At 55.6% G+C, this 17,854-nt stretch carries 15 protein-coding genes and 2 tRNA genes; 14 read left to right on the forward strand and 3 right to left on the reverse strand.

The features are described from left to right. Positions 1-58: 58 nt before the first annotated feature. The 3 genes from argC to AC5Q5A_RS04295 all read left to right on the forward strand — a co-directional run bounded on the left by argC (position 59) and on the right by AC5Q5A_RS04295 (position 3,313). Positions 59-1,105 (forward strand): N-acetyl-gamma-glutamyl-phosphate reductase, encoded by a 1,047-nt coding sequence (gene argC, locus AC5Q5A_RS04285; protein ID WP_493894457.1) that lies wholly within the window; start codon positions 59-61, stop codon positions 1,103-1,105. 174 nt (positions 1,106-1,279) lie between these two features. After that, on the forward strand, positions 1,280-1,807 hold the full coding sequence (locus tag AC5Q5A_RS04290) for a gamma carbonic anhydrase family protein (RefSeq protein WP_083952754.1): 528 nt from the start codon (positions 1,280-1,282) through the stop codon (positions 1,805-1,807). 228 nt (positions 1,808-2,035) lie between these two features. Beyond that, complete coding sequence (locus AC5Q5A_RS04295) at positions 2,036-3,313, forward strand: cytochrome-c peroxidase (protein WP_493894458.1); 1,278 nt, start codon at positions 2,036-2,038, stop codon at positions 3,311-3,313. Here AC5Q5A_RS04295 and AC5Q5A_RS04300 read toward each other — a convergent pair. After that, on the reverse strand, positions 3,310-4,182 hold the full coding sequence (locus AC5Q5A_RS04300; protein WP_493894459.1) for an NAD(P)-dependent oxidoreductase: 873 nt from the start codon (positions 4,180-4,182) through the stop codon (positions 3,310-3,312). The genes AC5Q5A_RS04295 and AC5Q5A_RS04300 overlap by 4 nt on opposite strands. An 89-nt stretch (positions 4,183-4,271) precedes the next feature. Next, positions 4,272-6,074, reverse strand: a complete 1,803-nt coding sequence (locus tag AC5Q5A_RS04305; protein ID WP_063090049.1) for a PHA/PHB synthase family protein — start codon at positions 6,072-6,074, stop codon at positions 4,272-4,274. A gap of 261 nt (positions 6,075-6,335) precedes the next feature. On the opposite strand from AC5Q5A_RS04305, the gene AC5Q5A_RS04310 reads away from it, so the two are divergent. From AC5Q5A_RS04310 to AC5Q5A_RS04335, 6 genes are all read left to right on the forward strand, one after another. After that, positions 6,336-7,688 (forward strand): OmpA family protein, encoded by a 1,353-nt coding sequence (locus tag AC5Q5A_RS04310; protein WP_493894460.1) that lies wholly within the window; start codon positions 6,336-6,338, stop codon positions 7,686-7,688. A gap of 343 nt (positions 7,689-8,031) precedes the next feature. Further along, positions 8,032-9,273, forward strand: coding sequence for an LL-diaminopimelate aminotransferase (locus AC5Q5A_RS04315; protein ID WP_064789508.1), 1,242 nt, complete (start codon positions 8,032-8,034; stop codon positions 9,271-9,273). Positions 9,274-9,395: 122 nt separating this feature from the next. Then, positions 9,396-10,700: a homoserine dehydrogenase gene (locus AC5Q5A_RS04320; RefSeq protein WP_120225374.1), complete on the forward strand. Its 1,305-nt coding sequence runs from the start codon at positions 9,396-9,398 to the stop codon at positions 10,698-10,700. Between the two features lie 146 nt (positions 10,701-10,846). Next, complete coding sequence (glpX, locus tag AC5Q5A_RS04325) at positions 10,847-11,806, forward strand: class II fructose-bisphosphatase (protein ID WP_493894461.1); 960 nt, start codon at positions 10,847-10,849, stop codon at positions 11,804-11,806. Between the two features lie 69 nt (positions 11,807-11,875). Further along, on the forward strand, positions 11,876-11,974 hold the full coding sequence (locus AC5Q5A_RS04330; protein ID WP_210517117.1) for an EspF repeat-containing protein: 99 nt from the start codon (positions 11,876-11,878) through the stop codon (positions 11,972-11,974). After that, the gene (locus AC5Q5A_RS04335; RefSeq protein WP_493894462.1) at positions 11,952-13,244 is read left to right on the forward strand and encodes an Hsp70 family protein; all 1,293 of its coding nucleotides are present in this window, start codon (positions 11,952-11,954) and stop codon (positions 13,242-13,244) included. Before AC5Q5A_RS04330 ends, AC5Q5A_RS04335 begins: the two co-directional genes overlap by 23 nt. Here AC5Q5A_RS04335 and AC5Q5A_RS04340 read toward each other — a convergent pair whose 3' ends face one another. Beyond that, the gene (locus tag AC5Q5A_RS04340; RefSeq protein WP_493894463.1) at positions 13,245-13,562 is read right to left on the reverse strand and encodes a hypothetical protein; all 318 of its coding nucleotides are present in this window, start codon (positions 13,560-13,562) and stop codon (positions 13,245-13,247) included. Between the two features lie 197 nt (positions 13,563-13,759). Between AC5Q5A_RS04340 and AC5Q5A_RS04345 the strand changes: the two genes are divergently transcribed. From AC5Q5A_RS04345 to AC5Q5A_RS04365, 5 genes are all read left to right on the forward strand, one after another. Beyond that, positions 13,760-14,296 carry a peroxiredoxin gene (locus AC5Q5A_RS04345; protein ID WP_493894464.1) on the forward strand — a complete coding sequence of 179 codons (537 nt, stop codon included), beginning with the start codon at positions 13,760-13,762 and terminating at the stop codon, positions 14,294-14,296. 113 nt (positions 14,297-14,409) lie between these two features. After that, positions 14,410-16,170: a single-stranded-DNA-specific exonuclease RecJ gene (gene recJ / locus AC5Q5A_RS04350; RefSeq protein ID WP_493894465.1), complete on the forward strand. Its 1,761-nt coding sequence runs from the start codon at positions 14,410-14,412 to the stop codon at positions 16,168-16,170. A gap of 80 nt (positions 16,171-16,250) precedes the next feature. Beyond that, positions 16,251-17,513, forward strand: a complete 1,263-nt coding sequence (locus AC5Q5A_RS04355) for an MFS transporter (RefSeq protein WP_493894466.1) — start codon at positions 16,251-16,253, stop codon at positions 17,511-17,513. A gap of 154 nt (positions 17,514-17,667) precedes the next feature. After that, a tRNA-Glu gene (locus AC5Q5A_RS04360) sits at positions 17,668-17,743 on the forward strand. Between the two features lie 37 nt (positions 17,744-17,780). Next, positions 17,781-17,853: transfer RNA gene (locus tag AC5Q5A_RS04365), tRNA-Glu, on the forward strand. Position 17,854: the final 1 nt, after the last annotated feature.

The raw sequence follows: 17,854 nt of genomic DNA on the forward strand, positions 1-17,854 counted from the left end.
TCCGGGCGTTATCAATGCCTGTTTTCCAACAGGTGCTAAATATGGAGTAGGAATTGAAATGAGCGACGTTAAGGTCAAAGTCGGAATTCTCGGTGCCAGTGGCTATACCGGGGCGGAACTGGTTCGCATTCTTGCGCATCACCAAGCTTCGGAAATTACCCTGTTGACCGCCGACCGACGCGCCGGACGTCCGTTTGGGGAAGTTTTCCCCCATCTTGCCCATATCAAACTGCCGACCATGATCTCGATTGCCGAGGCGGACTGGTCGACCGTCGATCTGATTTTCTGTGCGCTACCGCATGGTACGACACAGGAAGTCATTGCCGGTCTGCCTGATCACGTTAAGGTCGTCGATCTTTCGGCCGACTTCCGTCTGTTTGATCCGGCGACCTACAAGGAATGGTATGGCGCGGAACATGCCGCCCAGGATCTGCAGAAGGAAGTCGTTTATGGCCTGACCGAACTGCACCGTGAAAAGATCAAAAAGGCACGTGTCGTTGCCAATCCGGGCTGCTATCCGACACCGGTGCAGCTTGCACTGACGCCGCTTCTGGAAGGCAAGCTTGTCCATGCTGAGGACATCATCATTGATGCCAAATCCGGTGTGACCGGGGCTGGTCGTGCGCCCAAGGAAATGACGCTCTATGCCGAAGTGACCGAAGGCATTCATGCCTATGGCACCGGTGGGCACCGCCATGCGCCAGAGATCGAACAGGGCCTTGCTTGGGCGTGCGGCAGTGACGTTGTGGTGAACTTTTCCCCGCACCTGATGCCAATGAGCCGCGGTATCCTTGAAAGCATCTACGTCAAAATGACCAACGGCACCACGGCCGAGGACATTCAGGCAGCCCTTGAAAAGCGTTTTGCCGACGAGCCGTTTGTGCGCGTTCTGCCATTCGGTGTCACGCCGCAGACCCGACATGTGCGTGGATCCAACTATGTCCTGATGGGCGTGGTCAAGGATCGCGTGCCAGGCCGTGTGATCATCGTTGCGGTCGAAGACAACCTTGTCAAAGGCGCATCCGGTCAGGCGGTTCAGAACATGAACGTCATGCTGGGCTTGCCCGAAACCATGGGGCTTGAGATCGAGCCGCTGTTCCCGTAAGCGAACCGGCGAACAACAAATTGAAGGCGGAGCCATCTGGTTCCGCCTTTTTCGTTATCGGCGAAGCTTTTCGGGCAATGGTCGAATTTTGCCACAGCGGGCTTTCATGTCGACCGGATCAACTTTAAACTGACGGCAACTAATTGAGTGCCAGTTTGTGAAAGGTCCCACAGCATGCGTTTGTCCTATCGCGGGGTGAAGCCCACCATTGATGAAACCGCCTTCATTGCCCCCAATGCGACGATCATTGGTGATGTTGAAATCGGGGCTGAGACCGGCATCTGGTTTGGCTGTGTTATTCGTGGCGATGTGCATGAAATCCGCATTGGATCGCGTACCAATATTCAGGACCTGACGATGGTGCATGTCGCCAAGGGCAAGTTCGGCACCTATATCGGCGATGACGTCACGATCGGCCATTCTGCGATCATTCATGCCTGCACGCTTGAAGATCGAAGCTTTGTCGGTATGGGCGCGACCGTGATGGATGGTTGCGTGATCGAGCAGGGCGGGATGTTGGGTGCCAATGCGCTTTTGGCACCGGGAAAACGCATTCCAGCAGGAGAGCTTTGGGCCGGGGTACCAGCACGCAAGGTGCGGGATCTGACGCAGGAAGAAATCGAATTCTTCAAGGTGTCGGCTGATCGCTATGCCGATCTTGCGCAGGAATATGTCAAATCAATCCCCGAGGACCTGGCATAATATCCATCAGCAATGCACGCCAGTCAGCGACCATATGGACGTGATGTCCTGTGATGCCGGTTCTGGTCGGTGCGCGTTTGAATAAACGGATGTGAAGGAAGCCAAAGGCAGCCAGCCATTGACTTTGATCAAGGCAAGGGGCAATTGTGTGGGTGTAAATGAAAAGCGTTCGCGATTGAGAGATTGCGTGACCCTCACCCGATAATCGACCAAATCAAAGTGTTTTCGATGCCCCACAATCTTCGTTCGTTACTGCATCTGACCTCTGTTTTCGCCCTTATGGGCTGCTTTGCGGGTAGTCCTGCCTTGGCAGAAGATGCGTCGGCGATGCTGCATCGGCTTGCCGATACGGGACATCGCAACACGGCGAGTGTGTCAGAAGTTGCGACGGCCACAGAGGCGCAGTCACCCTTTGAAAATCTGGCGGACCTGGGCAAGGCACTTTATTTCGATACCAACTTGTCGGCCAATCGCACCATGTCCTGCGCCACCTGTCATGATCCGTCAACGGGGTTCCGTGATCCTCGTGTCGATGTTGCAAGCGGGGCGTTTTCATTGGGCGATGATGGCGAAAGCCTTGGCGACCGTAATGCGCCGACCGCAAGCTATGCCAAATTCTCCCCGCCATTTCATGTGCGCGAAGATGGTGTCGCGGTTGGCGGCCAGTTCTGGGATGGACGGGCGATGGATCTGGCCGAGCAGGCCGGTGGGCCACCACTAAACCCGATTGAGATGGGGATGCCTGACAAGGCCAGTGTGGTTGCGCGTCTGCGAGAGGACGACGATTATGTTGCAGGCTTCAAGGCGTTGTTTGGCAATGATGTCTGGTCGGATGCCGATCAAGCATATGGCGCAATGACCAAGGCAATTGCCGCCTTTGAAGAGGGTGATGAGTTTGCACCGTTCGATAGCAAATATGACCGGTTCCTGCGCGGCGAATACAAAATGACGCCGCAGGAAGAATTGGGTCGTGTCCTGTTCTTTTCGCAACAATTTACCAATTGCAATACCTGCCACATGCTCAAAGCCAGCCCTACAGCCGAAGGCGAAACCTTCACCAATTACGAGTTCCACAATATCGGCGTGCCGCGCAATGTCGCAACGCGCGATGCTGTCCGCAAGGATGTCGGTTTTACCGATAACGGGTTGCTCGATAACGCCGCCATCGACGACCCGGCCTATCGCGGCAAATACAAAACCCCGTCACTGCGCAATGTGGCGGTGACAGGGCCCTATATGCATAACGGGGTCTTTGCCGATCTTGAGACGGTGGTTCGGTTCTATAACAAATATAACAGCAAGGCCGAGATCAATCAGACCAACCCGGAAACCGGTAAGCCGTGGGGCGAACCGGAAGTGGCCGAAACCATTTCGCTTAAAGAGCTTGAGCAGGGCGATGCCCTTGATGAAAAGCGCATCGATGCCATTGTCGCCTTCCTCAAGACATTGACCGACGCGCGCTATGAACCGCTACTGGAACAGCAACAGGCGGCCAAAGCAAACTAGGCTTTCAGCGTTTCAATCACCGCACTTTGCGCCAGATCGCCAAGGCCGGATTTTGTTGCCTTTTCAAAGACGTCATAGGCACTTTGGCCAACGGGTGTGGACATGCCGAGGTCCTTGACCAAGGCAAGGGCATAGGATGCGTCCTTGGCGCGCAAGGCATTGGTGAAGTGGATGTTTTCGTGATGATTGCCACTGACCATACCGGGAACGGTCATAAGGCCGGACCCACTGGCATTTGCGCCGATGGCAAAGGTATCGGCAACCGTTTGACCATCAAGCCCCGCCTTTTGCGCAACCGCAACCAGTTCGGCAGCGGCGGCGATATGAACAGCGCCGAGCAAGTTGTGCATCAGCTTGTAAACCGTGCCCGATCCGATTGGACCGAAATGAATGGTCTTTTTACCAGTGTCATTGAGGACCGGGGTAACGCGATCAAGGGTTTCAGGCGCGGCTCCGATCAAAAAGATGGTGTTGCCGGCTTGAACATCGGCGGGAATGCCCGTTACCGGGCTATCAACATATCGAACACCAGCTGCCTCGATTGTTTTTGAAAGCTCAAGCACAAAGGCGTGTGACAGGGTGGAGCATTCAATCGCAATGCTGTCTTTGCTCATGGTGGCAAGCGCGCCATCATCGCCCAGCCAAACAGACCGTGCTGCTGCGTCATCAGACATAAATGAAATCACGGTGTCGACATCTTTCGCGGCCATTGCCGGTGTGTCGCAGGCGATCGCGCCAAGGGTAACAAGCGGTTCAAGTTTGGCTTTGTTTCTGTTCCAGACCTTGACTTCATACCCCTTTGAAAGCAGGCGTTTGATCATCGCCGATGCCATGCGGCCAGCGCCAAGAAAGCCGATTGTGTGGGCCATCATTATTCCCTTGGATCTATTCGGATAAAAGAAAACGGTCTGCCGTGATGGCAGACCGTGAAAAGGTGTCAGGGTGGTCTGCGATCAGATCAGGACAAACTCACTTTGACATATTCGCCCGGTGCCGGGCCAATGACCTTAAGCTTTCCATCGCCCGGTTTGCGGGCATCGACCTTGCCGCCGGCACGACGGCCGACCCAGTTTTGCCAATCCGTCCACCAGGATCCTTCATGCTGGGCGGCCTTGGCCATCCAGTCTTCCGGGTTGGCCGGATTGCGATTATAGGTCCAATAGCAATATTTCTTGGCCGCAGGCGGGTTGACCACACCGGCAATATGCCCCGATGCCGACAGCACGAATTTGACCTGGCCTGACATCAACTGAGTCCCGGCATAGGTTGCCTGCCACGGTGCGATATGGTCTTCGCGGGTTGACAGGAAATAGACAGGGATTTTGATGTCACGCAGATCAATCGGCTCGCCAAAGATCTTGATGCCGCCCGGTTCACGCAACAGGTTCTTGTTATACATATTGCGCAAATAGAAGCTGTGCATTGCCTTGGGCATGCGGGTGGAATCGGAGTTCCAATACAGAAGATCAAACGGGAACGGATCCTTGCCCAGCATGTAGTTGGATACAACAAACGACCAGATCAGGTCATTGGCACGCAGCATGTTAAACGACATCGACATATCGCGCCCGTCAAGGTAGCCCTCTTTGGACATCTTGTGTTCGAGACTTTTGATCTGTTCGTCATCCACAAAGACCGAAAGCTCGCCCGACTTTTCAAAATCGGTCAGCGTGGTCAGGAAGGTCGCGGATTTAACCCGGTCATCCCCGGTTTTGGCCATATAAGCCAATGTCGAGGCCAGAAGCGTGCCGCCAAGGCAATAGCCGATGGCGTTGACTTCTTTCTCGCCAGTCGCCTGTTCGATCATGTCAAGGGCGGCAAGAACGCCTTCCTTGGCGTAGTCTTCAAACGATTTTTCGGCAAGTTCGCTGTCGGGGTTAACCCAGGACAGGACAAAGACCGTGTGGCCCTGATCAACGGCCCATTTGATGAAGGAGTTTTCCGGGCGCAAATCAAGAATGTAGTATTTGTTGATCCATGGCGGGACGATCACAAGCGGGCGTTTTGCAACCTTGTCGGTGCTTGGCTTGTATTGCAGAAGTTCCATCAACGGCGTTTTGCCGACCACCGATCCTTCGGTGGTGGCGACATTTTCGCCAACCTTGAAGGCATCAAGATCGGTCATGCGGATTTGCAGTTTGCCCTTGCCGCGTTCAAGGTCTTCCAGAAGGTTTTGCAAGCCCTTAAGCAGGTTTTCCCCACCAGATTCGATTGTGGTCCGTATGACTTCCGGATTGGTCATCAGGAAGTTGGTCGGCGAAATCGCATCGACGAATTGGCGGGTGTAAAATTCGACTTTCTGTGCGGTTTTATCGTCAAGCCCGTCCACATCGTGGACAACGTTTTGCATCCATTGGGATGACAGCAAATACGACTGCTTGATGAAATCAAACAGTTCATTGTTTTCCCATGCCTCGTCACGGAATCGACGATCCCCCTTTTGCGGGGAGACAACCGGTTCGGCTTCTTCGCCCATCATACGCAGGGTGGTGTTGTGCCACAGCGTATAATATTGCTGCCACAGCTCCATCTGGGCTTCGACCAGCTTGACCGGGTTTTGCATCATGTGCGTGGTCAATTCGGCAAAGGCAGAGCCGATATTAAGCGGGTCCGGGTCGGATATTTCCGGGTCTTCTGCCTGCTTTGCCAGGAATTCAGACACAAGTCGTTGACTTTTCTCAGCAATCTCTGCCATAGCGGCAGAGAGCTTTTCGGGATCCGGATGTTTGTTTTCAGTTTCGATGGCCTGTTGATCGCTCATGGGGCATTCCCTTATGATACCGCCGCGGATACAAGGTAACTTCAGAACATTTTTGCGTCTTTGCAATATCGCAAGACTTTTGACGTTCTATGTTCCGGGTATCCGATTGACGTTCCGGGTTGAAACTTTGCTTGATCCCAAGCTTATCATGGCCTTAGCCTAGCGCGTCGTTTAGGGGTAGTACAAGAATTATAAGGTGACGTTTTTGCGGATTGATTTAATGCAGACGTCGTCCAACTGAATTTGGAGCAGCGAAAAGAAATGGGCGTTCTGAAATCGACCACCGGGCAGGGGGCTTGGCAGGAGACTGCAAGGGGGAAGCTGCGGGTATTGCTGCAGACGGGCTCGGCCCTGGCTGTGGTGCTGACACTTGGCGCCTGTTCTTCGGTTCCCGATGCGATCAATCCGGTCGAGTGGGGCAAATCCGTCGGTGACATGTTTGATGGCGAAGATGAAGAGCGCGCCGTCAAATCCGACGAAGCCATTCCGGGTGAAGATGGCGAATACCCGAACCTTTCCGACACGCCCGCCAAACCGGTAGTCACCGGCGATGCAGAACGTGATGCACTGGTTGCCGGCCTGGCCGCAGACCGCCAGAATGCCCAGTATGAGCAGGGTGGCCGCCGTCAAAGCAGCCCGCCTGTGAACGCGCTGCAAGCCGCACCGGCAGCGCCCGCATCGCAACCCGCGATCAATCCGGCACCGACAACACCGGTTTCCAGCAGTTCGATGGCCGATACCGGTAGTTCCGCAGCGGCAACTGCCACCACAAGCGCGGTAACCTCTGCGCCAAGCGGCTCCAAGATTGCCGACGAATGGAATGCAAAATCCCCGTCCAGTGGCCCGGTTCCGACACCGGAAGCCCCGCCTGCCGCACCGACTGCGGCACAGGGTGCTGATGCCCGTGCCCAACAGCTCGCAGCCTATGAGGCAGCACAGGCAGCGCAAAGTGGGCAGCCTGCGCAACCGACGGGTGCGGTTACTCCGGCATCGTCTGGTGATCCGGTCATGGATCAGTATCAGCGTCGTCTGGCCGAAGGTCAGGGCGTCTTTGCCAACGAACCGGCGCCAGTGCAGACGCAGGAATTTGATTATTCGATGTATTCCGACAATGGTTCGGTGATCGTCGATGAGAGCCAGTTTGGCGGGGCGGAGCCGATGTATGGCGACTCCGCATCTTATGACATGACGGTCACCAACGATGCGCTGGCATCACGCCTTGGCGTGCAGTCGATTGATCAGGCTGGCCCGGCTGTCAGTGAAGTGCAGATCGCACAGATCCAGTTCGCGCACGGTTCGACCAACCTTGGTGGTGCCGATTACAACGTGCTTGAACAGGTTGCCGCAACTTGGCAGCAGACCAGCGGCTTTATCCGCGTGATTGGTCATGCATCAATGCGTACCGGCAACATGTCGCTTGAACAGCATCTGGCGGTAAACCGCCGTGTGTCCGAAGGCCGTGCGGCGGCTGTTGTGTCGCGCCTGATTGAGCTTGGCGTCAATCCGAATGCGATATTTGTGGGGGCGGATGGCTCGGCCGATCCGCGCTACTACGAAGGCGTTCCGGCGGGCGAAGCCGGCAACCGCCGTGTGGAGATTTATCTGGATTACTGATCACGTCGATCAGAACAGTTCAGAGCGAAACAGCAAAACGCGGAGGGAGAAATCCTTCCGCGTTTTTTGCGTTTGGCAACGTACGTGCGGGATCGGGCGTGCGGAAATGGTCGGGTTTTTGCCGTCAGCCTGACGTCACCCGGTCCTTTACCCGCCGTAAATCGCATTTATGCGTATTTTCCGCGCATTAATTCGTTGAGTATGATTTCAAGAAAAGGTACATCCTTCGAATTGTACGCTATTAATGGCCTGAATATCGGGTCTAAACGCAACTTTCGAGAAATCGTGGATATGCTTTTCGCATAAAATTCGAATTTCAGTGATTTGACGAGGAAACAGGATAATGTCGCAGGACTTCCACCGCATAAAACGTCTTCCGCCTTATGTATTCGCAGAAGTAAATGCGATGAAGGCGGCGGCGCGGCGAGCGGGGGAGGACATTATCGATTTCGGCATGGGCAACCCGGACCCGGCGACCCCACAGCATATCGTGGATAAGCTGGTTGAAACGGTCCAGAACCCGCGCACCCATGGCTATTCGATGTCGCGCGGCATTCCCGGCCTGCGCAAGGCATTGGCGGCCTATTACGGCCGTCGTTTTGGCGTGGATATTGATCCGGAAACCGAAACCGTTGTGACCCTTGGTTCCAAGGAAGGATTGGCAAACCTGGCTGCGGCGATCACAAGCCCAGGCGATATCTTTTTGGTGCCCAACCCGTCCTATCCGATCCATGCGTTCGGCTTCATCATTGCAGGCGCAGCATTGCGCCATATCCCGATTGGCCATGATGATCAGGGGACGTTCAATACCGAAAGCTTTATGGATCAGCTTCATCGCGCGGTGAAACACTCGGTCCCGAAACCAAGTGCGGTGGTTCTGAACTTCCCGGCCAACCCGACCGCCCTTGTGGTGGATCTGGCGTTCTACCAGGAAGTTGTCGATTTCTGCCGCAAGCATGAAATCTATGTGCTCTCAGATATTGCCTATTCCGAGATCTATTTTGATGGCAATCCGCCGCCCTCGATCCTGCAGTGCAAGGGTGCAAAGGATATCGCCGTTGAATTCTATTCGCTGTCGAAAACCTATTCGATGGCGGGTTGGCGTATCGGTTTTGCCACCGGCAATAAAAAGCTGATCAACGCACTGACCCGCATCAAGTCATACCTTGATTACGGTGCCTTTACCCCGGTTCAGGTCGCGGCAACCGCCGCCCTGAATGGCCCGCAGGACTGTGTCGAGGAATTCCGCAATCTGTACCGCGAACGCCGCGATATCTTCATCGAAGGGGCGCAAAGTGCCGGTTGGGAAATCCCGAGCCCGGCGGCAACCATGTTTGCCTGGGCACCGATCCCCGATGCCTTTGCCGAACTGGGTTCACTTGATTTTTCCAAGCTTCTTTTGCAGGAAGCAGGCGTTGCTGTGGCACCGGGTCTTGGCTTTGGCGAGTATGGTGATCGCCACGTGCGTATTGCGCTTGTTGAAAACAAGCACCGCATTCGTCAGGCCAATCGCAACATCAAACAGTTCTTTGCCAAATGCCCCGATGCAGAATCTGCACGTGAACTGTTGAAGAAATCCGTCTGATATCTCATAAAGCATTCTGTGTTTCGCCCGGGACATGTCCCGGGCGTTCTGTTATCAGGGCGCAGTGATCTTTTTTGATCACGGGCGGAGCCAAAGATGTAACCACGCGACAAGGAGTTATCGTGAAAGACGTCGTCAAAATCGGTGTGGCAGGCCTTGGTACGGTCGGTGCCGGAACCGTTAAACTGCTGAGTGAACATCGCGACCTTCTGACAGACCGTTCGGGTCGCCAGATTGTCGTCACAGCGGTATCGGCGCGTGATCGAACTCGTGATCGTGGTTTTTCCACCGAAGGCCTGACCTGGTATGATGATGCCCGTGATCTTGCCGCGGACAAGGAAATCGACATCCTTGTCGAACTGATCGGCGGATCAGATGGCATTGCCTATGACACCTGCAAGGCCGCCCTTGAAAATGGCAAGCACGTTGTGACCGCCAACAAGGCGCTGATTGCGCTTAAGGGTGCGGAACTTGCACGGATTGCCGATGCCAACAATGTCACCATCGCCTATGAGGCGGCGGTCGCTGGCGGTATTCCGGTGATCAAGGCATTGCGCGAAGGTCTGGCTGGTAACGAGATTTCGCGCGTGACCGGCATTTTGAACGGCACGTGCAACTATATCCTGACCACGATGCGTGAACAGGGCCGTGACTTTGCCGACGTTCTGGCAGAGGCACAAAAACTTGGCTATGCCGAAGCCGATCCGACTTTTGATGTCGATGGTATTGATGCCGCGCACAAGCTTGCGATTCTGGCGAGCCTCGCCTTTGGTGTGGAAGTCGATTTTGACGCGGTTGCGGTCGAAGGCATCCGAAGCGTTTCAGCGCTTGATATCCAGCTTGCCGAAGAACTTGGGTATCGCATCAAGTTGCTTGGTATTGCCAAACAGACGGCCGAGGGCATCGAGCAGCGCGTATCCCCGGTCATGGTCGATCGTGCGACCCAGATTTCCAAGGTCGAAGGCGTGTTTAACGCGGTGGCCCTTGAAGGCGACTATGTCGGTCCGGTGGTCCTACAGGGCCGCGGGGCGGGTGAACGTCCGACTGCATCGGCGGTTGTTGCCGATATCGTCGATATCGCGGCTGGTCGTGCGGCACCGGTGTTTGGTTTGCCGGCAGATCGCCTTAAGAAAAACGTGCGTGCGTCGCTCGAAAAGCATGTTGGCGCCTATTACCTGCGCCTGATGGTGTGGGACCGCCCGGGTGTCATGGCCGAGGTGACCGCAACCCTTGCCAAGCATGGGGTGTCAATGGCGTCCATGATCCAGCATGGCCGGGCCGAAACCGAAGGCGGCGTTGTGCCGGTGGTTATCGTGGCGCACGAAACGACTGAGTCCGCAATGTCGGGTGCGGTGAATGATATTGCAGCGTTTGAAAGCAATTCACAGCCGCCGGTTCTGATGCGGATTGAAAGCTTCGCATCTTAACAAAATGAACAACACATATTCGCCCCGTATCTGCCATGATGCGGGGCGATGTTGTATAGCTTGGATCAAAGACCGAGCATAAAAATAAAAAGACAACAATGAGATGGGGCCCCCAGACCCCACATCAGCAATACAAGGAAGAAGATATGGATCGAAATCTTGCGCTTGAAACGGTTCGCGTGACCGAGGCGGCGGCACTTGCGTGCTCTGGCCTGATGGGACGCGGCGACGAAAAGGCAGCCGATCAGGCCGCCGTTGACGCCATGCGCAATGCGCTTAACAGCATGGATATCAAAGGCACGGTCGTGATTGGCGAAGGCGAACGCGACGAAGCCCCGATGCTGTTTATCGGCGAAGAAGTTGGCTCCGGCGAAGGCCCGGAAATCGATATCGCGCTTGATCCGCTTGAAGGTACGACCATTTGCGCGACCGGTGGCCCGAACTCTTTGGCCGTCGTTGCCATGGCCGAAAAGGGTGGCTTCCTGAACGCGCCGGACACCTATATGGACAAGATTGCTGTTGGCGGTGGTCTTCCGGATGATGTTGTCGACCTTGACGCCAGCCCGGCCGAGAACCTTAAAAGCCTTGCCAAAGCCAAGGGTTGTGACGTTGCTGATCTGGTTGTGTGTATTCTTGATCGTCCGCGCCATCAGGAAATCATTGCCAAAACCCGCGAAGCCGGTGCACGCATCATGCTGATCGGCGATGGCGATGTTGCCGGTGTGATCGCGACTTCTCAGAAAACCTCGGGCATTGATCTTTACATGGGTACCGGCGGCGCGCCGGAAGGTGTTCTGGCCGCAGCAGCCCTTCGTTGCATCGGTGGCCAGTTCCAGGGCCGTCTTGTTTTTCGCAACGATGACGAAATTGCGCGCGCTAAAAAATGGGGCATCGAAGACCTGACCCGTAAATACAAGCTGACCGAACTTGCCAAGGGCAATGTCATGTTTGCGGCAACCGGTGTGACCGATGGCGCGATGCTGCGTGGCGTGCGCCGCTTTGCCAATGGGGCTGAAACTGAAAGCATCGTGATGCGTTCACAGTCTGGTACCGTACGTTACGTCCGTGCGGTTCACGATTTCAGCCGGAAAATCTGGTACAAATAAGCGACCAGTTCTCAAATTTCGAAAAGGGAGTGCCTTGATGTAATTCTCGGCACTCCCTTTTTTCGTTTAATGGCTTGCAGGGGCAGGTGGACTGCGTTACATCCTCCGCCCCCTGTGACCAACACCAAATCCCGGAGCCTGCCTGATGTCGGAAATTATTGCCCTTGATTTCGGAACGACGAACTCTGTTCTTGCCGTGGCAGACAGTGCAGGAAACGTGCAATCCGCCACGTTCGAGGTCGGTACCAAAAGCTTCGATACCTATCGGACCATTCTGTATTTCTGGGAAGATCAGGATCTGAAGGCGCCGAATGCGCCAACCCACACCAAAAGCTGTTCCGGCCCGTTCGCAATCGAGGAATACCTCAAGGAAAGCCACGATTGCCGCCTGATCCAGTCGATGAAATCCTATCTGGCGGCCAAGGATTTTGAGGGCACGGATATCTTCGGGACCAACTATTCCATTGAAGATCTGATTGGTACGTTCCTGAAACAGATCCATCACTTCGCGCAGCATAGCCTTGGCTGGCTGGGGCAGCGGGTGATTTCCGGGCGTCCGGTGGCGTTTGCGGGCAATAATCCGGACAATGATTTTGCTGAAATGCGCTTGCGCTCGGCCTATGAACAGGCCGGTTTCGATGTCGAGGCCATGGTGTTCGAACCGTTGGCAGCATCCTATTATTACGGGCGTGAGCTTGATAAACCCGAAACCGTTCTGGTGGCCGACTTTGGCGGTGGTACCAGTGACTTTTCGCTGATCCGCTTTACACCGGGACTGGGCATTCGCGGGGTGCAGCCGCTCTCGCACACCGGTCTTGGTGTTGCAGGCGACCGGTTTGATTATCGCATCATCCAGAAGGCCGTCTGGCCACGTCTGGGCTTTGGATCAGAATACAAATCGATGGGTGCGACCCTGCCGGTCCCGCGGCAATATTACACGGCGTTTTCGCGCTGGCACGAACTTGCCATGATGAACCAACCCAAAACCATTAACGAAATCAAAGGTCTGATCAGGTCCGCGACCAAGCCCGACGATATTGAAGATCTGGTTGCCATCATCGAAGATGAAATGGGCTTCCACCTTTATCAGTCGGTGTCAAAGGCCAAGGCAGAGCTTTCTGAAAAAGACAGTACCATCTTGCAATTCGCCCATGGTGGAGTGGAGATCGAAGAAAAACTGACCCGTGCCGATTTCGAAGCTTCGATTGCACCCGACATGGCCGAGATCGAACTGGCCGCCAAGAACTGCCTTGATCAGGCCGGTGTCGATGCGCGTGATGTCTCAAAGGTCTTCATGACCGGCGGCACATCCTATGTCCCCGCCGTGCGCAAGCTGTTCGAAGACCGCTTTGGCAAAGACCGCATCGAAATCGGCCAGCCGTTCCTGTCTGTTGCACATGGCTTGGCTCTGATCGCGGCGGATGAGGGCATCGTCTGATCAGCAGGCGAAGTCACCGCCGCATTGAACCGAAAGCAACACGATTGCGACCGCAATAAGCGCGAAAGCAATGCCGCTGAGCCCATAAAGCCAGATCGATTTCGGGTGGCGTCTGAATATCCACGGAAGAATGCCACCCAGAAGGCATAGCACAGGAAATGCCAGGACGCTGAAAAACAGAAACTGGGTGAAGATGTTTTCATCTGAGCCCGGTGCGTCAAACATCATTGGTGAAAACATCACCATTGGCATCGACATCAGGGTAGCAAGTACAGACAGGATGGTTAATCCGATCCTGAGACCTTTTTTGTGGGGCATTGCGCGTATCCATTTTTGTTATCGCACCAGTTTGCACAGCTTTGCCGCGCAGGCAAATGGTGTGATGCAGCAAAATGTTTTTCACAATACGAAATCGATGCTTCTTTTTAAGCGTTGGGTTCAGACTTATCTTGATAGCCAAAGGGCCGAACCTTGTTCGTGATAAAAGCCCGCTCTTGTATCCTGGGAGGATCATGATGAGTTCAGAAAGCGACGCACATGTGATTGAACGCCTGACGGGGCAGATCCTGCCTGCGATGGGGTTGTCTGCAACCAACGACACATCTGTTGATTTGTCGACAATGGCGGGCCGTACTGTTGTCTATGCCTATCCGCGCACGGCGGAGCCCGGCGTGCCGTCCCCGGAAGGCTGGAACGAAATTCCCGGTGCCAAGGGCTGTACGCCGCAATCCTGTGCGTTCCGTGATCACGCGGGGGAATTGCGTGCGGTCGGGGTCGAAAACCTGTTCGGGCTTTCAAGCCAGACAACCGATTATCAAAAAGAAGCAGCCGAGCGCCTTCATCTGCCATTCGCTTTGCTGTCGGATGCTGACCATCGCTTCAAGGAAGCCATGGCGATGCCGGATTTTGAAGCCGACGGCATGCGCCTGTTCAAGCGTCTGACCATGGTCATTGATGACGGCAAGATCACCAAGGTGTTCTATCCCGTCGATGATCCCGCAGCAGACGCCGAGAACGTTTTGAAATGGTGCGGGGAAAACCCGGTCGGCTAGGGATTGCCAACTCTCGGTGCGGTTTGATCGATTGGTAAAATATCCGGTTTCAGACCGCCCGAGATTGCGCTATTCCATAGGGCATGACAGAGCATTCACAAGAAACCACCTTTATGGGCATAGAGCGATCCGTCACCGGCAAATGGTGGCGAGAACGCGCAAATGACGAGCGATTGGCAACCACGATTGCCCAGCGTTTTGGCGTGCCCGAGATTGTTGGCCGGGTAATGGCCGCGCGCGGCATTGACCTTGACGACGCCGAAAGTTTCCTGTCACCGACACTGCGTGATCTGATGCCCGATCCATCGAGCTTGCAGGATATGGACAAGGCGGCCGCGCGCATCGCCGACGCGATTGAGGCGGGCGAGGGGATTGCCGTTTTTGGTGATTATGACGTTGATGGCGCGACCAGTACGGCGTTGTTGAAACGGTTTTTCCGCGCCATTGGTGTTGATGTTCCTGTCCATATCCCCGATCGCATGAAAGAGGGCTATGGCCCGAATGCGCCAGCCCTTCTGGAGCTTCAGCGCAAGGGCGCCAAGCTGATCCTGACGGTCGATTGCGGGGTGACCGCCTATGTGCCGCTGCAAGAAGCCCGCGATGCCGGGATCGAAATCATCGTTGTCGACCACCACGCGGCAGAGCCGGAATTGCCACCTGCCGTGGCGGTCGTGAACCCCAACCGGCTTGATGACGAAAGCGGGCTTGGGCATCTCTGCGCGGCGGGTGTGGCGTTTCTGGTCTGTGTGGCGTTGCTGCGTGAATTGCGCAATCGCGGCTGGCTTGAAAAGAAGGGCGTTCGTGCACCTGATTTGCGCAACTGGCTTGATCTGGTGGCCCTTGGCACAGTGTGTGATGTGGTGCCGCTGCGAGGATTGAACCGGGCGTTCGTCACCCAGGGCCTTAAGGTAATGAAGCACCGGTCCAATGTCGGCATGACATCACTTGCCGATATTGCCGGCGTCAACGAGGTGCCGAGTGCCTATCACTTGGGTTATGTCCTTGGGCCGCGTGTGAATGCCGGTGGGCGCGTTGGCGAGAGTTTTCTGGGTACCACCCTGCTTTCGGGCGAGAACCCCGCAGAGGCGCAGGATATCGCCCGCAGGCTTGATGAATATAACCGTGAGCGTAAGGCAATCGAGGATATCGTCCTTGATCAGGCGATCAGTGCGGTTGAAGGCAAGTCAAAGGTCGGCTCCATGGTACTGGTCGGCGGAGATGACTGGCATCCCGGCGTGATCGGCATTGTCGCAAGCAGGCTTAAGGATCGCTATCACGTGCCGTCACTTGTGATGGGCAAGGTTGACGGCGTCTATAAGGGGTCTGCACGATCTGTGCGGGGCATTGATCTGGGCGATGCGATCATTGCAGCCCGTCAGGCCGGGCTTTTGATCAATGGTGGCGGGCACCATATGGCGGCGGGCTTTACCCTTGATCCCGAAAAGCTTTACGCGTTCGAAGCCTTCCTTGAGGAACGCTTTGCCAAGATCATTGCCGAAAACGACATCCGCCCGACGATTACGGTCGATGGAGCGCTTCATGCCAAGGGCGCGACACTTGAGCTTATCGACTCACTTGAAAAGCTTGGTCCGTTCGGTGCGGGCAATGCCGAGCCCCGATTTGCCTTTGTCGATTGCCGGGCGGTCAAGGCCGACGTTGTCGGGCAGGATCATGTGCGCTGTATTCTGACCGGCTCAAACGGGCAGGGGCGGCTTAAGGCAATTGCGTTCAGATGCCTTGATAATGATATGGGCCAGACCCTGATCAAGCATGGCGGGCGCCCGCTGCATGTCCTGGGGCATTTGCGCCGCGATAGCTGGCAGGGGCGTGATGGTGTGCAGCTGATCATTGATGATGTGGCCTTGCCGGTCTAGCGACGTGACCCCGGGCAGGGCAGCTATGATGCTGCAAATGCTTGCCGTTATGGTTTGATCAGACTAATCCTGAAGGCACCATGACACAAAATTCGCGCCCCACACCCACCTCTGCGACGCCCAAGCATGGCCTCGGTTCGTTTCTGATCGTTCTGATGCCGATCATGCTGGCCTTTTCGCTTAGTCAGTTTTTCCGTTCTGCCCAGGCGCTGCTTGCCGGGCCGCTGCGTGAACAGCTTGCCGTGACACCCGAACAGCTTGGCCTGATATCGGGCAGTTTCCATTTTGCCTTTGCCCTGATGCAAATCCCCGTCGGGGTGCTGCTCGACCGGTATGGACCGCGCCTGACCAACGGGTTTCTGACCATGGTCACCGTGGCGGGTGTCTTTATCTTTGCCAATGCGCAAAGTGTGCTGGGCCTGATGGCAGGCCAAGCGGTGATTGGTGTTGGCTGTTCGGCAGCCTTCATGTCGGCACTGGTTCTGGCCGCGCGCTGGACAGCACCCGAAAAATTCGCGGCTGCATCCGGTTTGATCGTTTCGTTCAGTTTGATGGGCGTTCTGGCATCGGCAACGCCGCTTGCGACACTGGTTGAGGCCTATGGCTGGCGGGCGGTTTATTACGGCCTTGCCGGTATTGCGTTGATTGCGGTGGTGCTTGACTTCATTCTGGTCCGCGACAACCCGTCGGGCCATGCAACCCATGCCCAGCGCGGCGAAAGTGTCGGTGATGTCCTGCGCGGCATGGTGTCCGTCTGGTCAAACCGGCAGGTCTGGTTGCTGTCGGGTGTGGCGTTTTTCAGTTATCCGACGATCCTGACGGTGCGGGGCCTTTGGGGCGGCCCTTACTTGCATGACGTGTTTGATCTGGGTGCGGTCGAGGTTGGTAATATCCTTCTGGTGATGACGATTGGCATGATCATTGGCCCGCCGACCTACGGGCAACTGTCGCGCATGATGCCTGACAATACCCGTGGCCTGATCGTTTTTGCCGTGCTGGTCGGGGCGGTTGCCTGTCTGTTGCAGGCCTTTGTCGGACCAATGGGGACCGGCATCGCCATGGTTTTGATGTTGCTGCACGGCTTCCTTGGCAGCAGTGCGACGCTTAATTACGCCGCATCGCGCAAGGCGGTGGCCGAACATCAGATTGGCCGGGCGCTGACCACGATCAATCTGGCGACCTTTGGCGGTCTTTTCGTCCTGCAAGGCATTGCCGGGCTGATTGTCGGCCATTATGAAGCCGACCCGGATACCGGTTACAAGGCGATGTTTGTCTTTTTGGGCTGTGGTCTTGCTGTGGCGGGGATCAGTTTCTGGATTGGAACCCGACGCCGCGGCCAATAAACCGTCTGGTTAAACAGTGTGCCAGGGTTTTTCAGTATTTGGTCGGGAATGGCATCATTTACGCCAAGGGATTAAAAAAAACGTCACAGGGGTGAAAAAGCCGCTTGACCTGACCCCACCCAATCGCTAAAAACCGGCCTCGTTAACGCGCTGCGTCCCCTTCGTCTAGAGGCCTAGGACACCGCCCTTTCACGGCGGCAACAGGGGTTCGAATCCCCTAGGGGACGCCACTCGTTAACATAGACTGACTTCGATTGGTGCGTATGTGTCCCCTTCGTCTAGAGGCCTAGGACACCGCCCTTTCACGGCGGCAACAGGGGTTCGAATCCCCTAGGGGACGC

Source organism: Thalassospira sp. CA1 (genome assembly GCF_059052855.1).

What these genes read in the sequence shown, in the direction of transcription:
- AC5Q5A_RS04310 (WP_493894460.1), top strand. Translation starts at nt 6,336, where the DNA reads ATGGGCGTTCTGAAATCGACCACCGGGCAGGGGGCTTGGCAGGAGACT.
- AC5Q5A_RS04290 (WP_083952754.1), top strand. Translation starts at nt 1,280, where the DNA reads ATGCGTTTGTCCTATCGCGGGGTGAAGCCCACCATTGATGAAACCGCC.
- AC5Q5A_RS04330 (WP_210517117.1), top strand. Translation starts at nt 11,876, where the DNA reads ATGGCTTGCAGGGGCAGGTGGACTGCGTTACATCCTCCGCCCCCTGTG.
- AC5Q5A_RS04315 (WP_064789508.1), top strand. Translation starts at nt 8,032, where the DNA reads ATGTCGCAGGACTTCCACCGCATAAAACGTCTTCCGCCTTATGTATTC.
- AC5Q5A_RS04355 (WP_493894466.1), top strand. Translation starts at nt 16,251, where the DNA reads ATGACACAAAATTCGCGCCCCACACCCACCTCTGCGACGCCCAAGCAT.
- AC5Q5A_RS04340 (WP_493894463.1), bottom strand. Translation starts at nt 13,562, where the DNA reads ATGCCCCACAAAAAAGGTCTCAGGATCGGATTAACCATCCTGTCTGTA.
- AC5Q5A_RS04345 (WP_493894464.1), top strand. Translation starts at nt 13,760, where the DNA reads ATGAGTTCAGAAAGCGACGCACATGTGATTGAACGCCTGACGGGGCAG.
- AC5Q5A_RS04305 (WP_063090049.1), bottom strand. Translation starts at nt 6,074, where the DNA reads ATGAGCGATCAACAGGCCATCGAAACTGAAAACAAACATCCGGATCCC.
- AC5Q5A_RS04335 (WP_493894462.1), top strand. Translation starts at nt 11,952, where the DNA reads ATGTCGGAAATTATTGCCCTTGATTTCGGAACGACGAACTCTGTTCTT.
- AC5Q5A_RS04295 (WP_493894458.1), top strand. Translation starts at nt 2,036, where the DNA reads ATGCCCCACAATCTTCGTTCGTTACTGCATCTGACCTCTGTTTTCGCC.
- AC5Q5A_RS04300 (WP_493894459.1), bottom strand. Translation starts at nt 4,182, where the DNA reads ATGGCCCACACAATCGGCTTTCTTGGCGCTGGCCGCATGGCATCGGCG.
- recJ (WP_493894465.1), top strand. Translation starts at nt 14,410, where the DNA reads ATGGGCATAGAGCGATCCGTCACCGGCAAATGGTGGCGAGAACGCGCA.
- argC (WP_493894457.1), top strand. Translation starts at nt 59, where the DNA reads ATGAGCGACGTTAAGGTCAAAGTCGGAATTCTCGGTGCCAGTGGCTAT.
- glpX (WP_493894461.1), top strand. Translation starts at nt 10,847, where the DNA reads ATGGATCGAAATCTTGCGCTTGAAACGGTTCGCGTGACCGAGGCGGCG.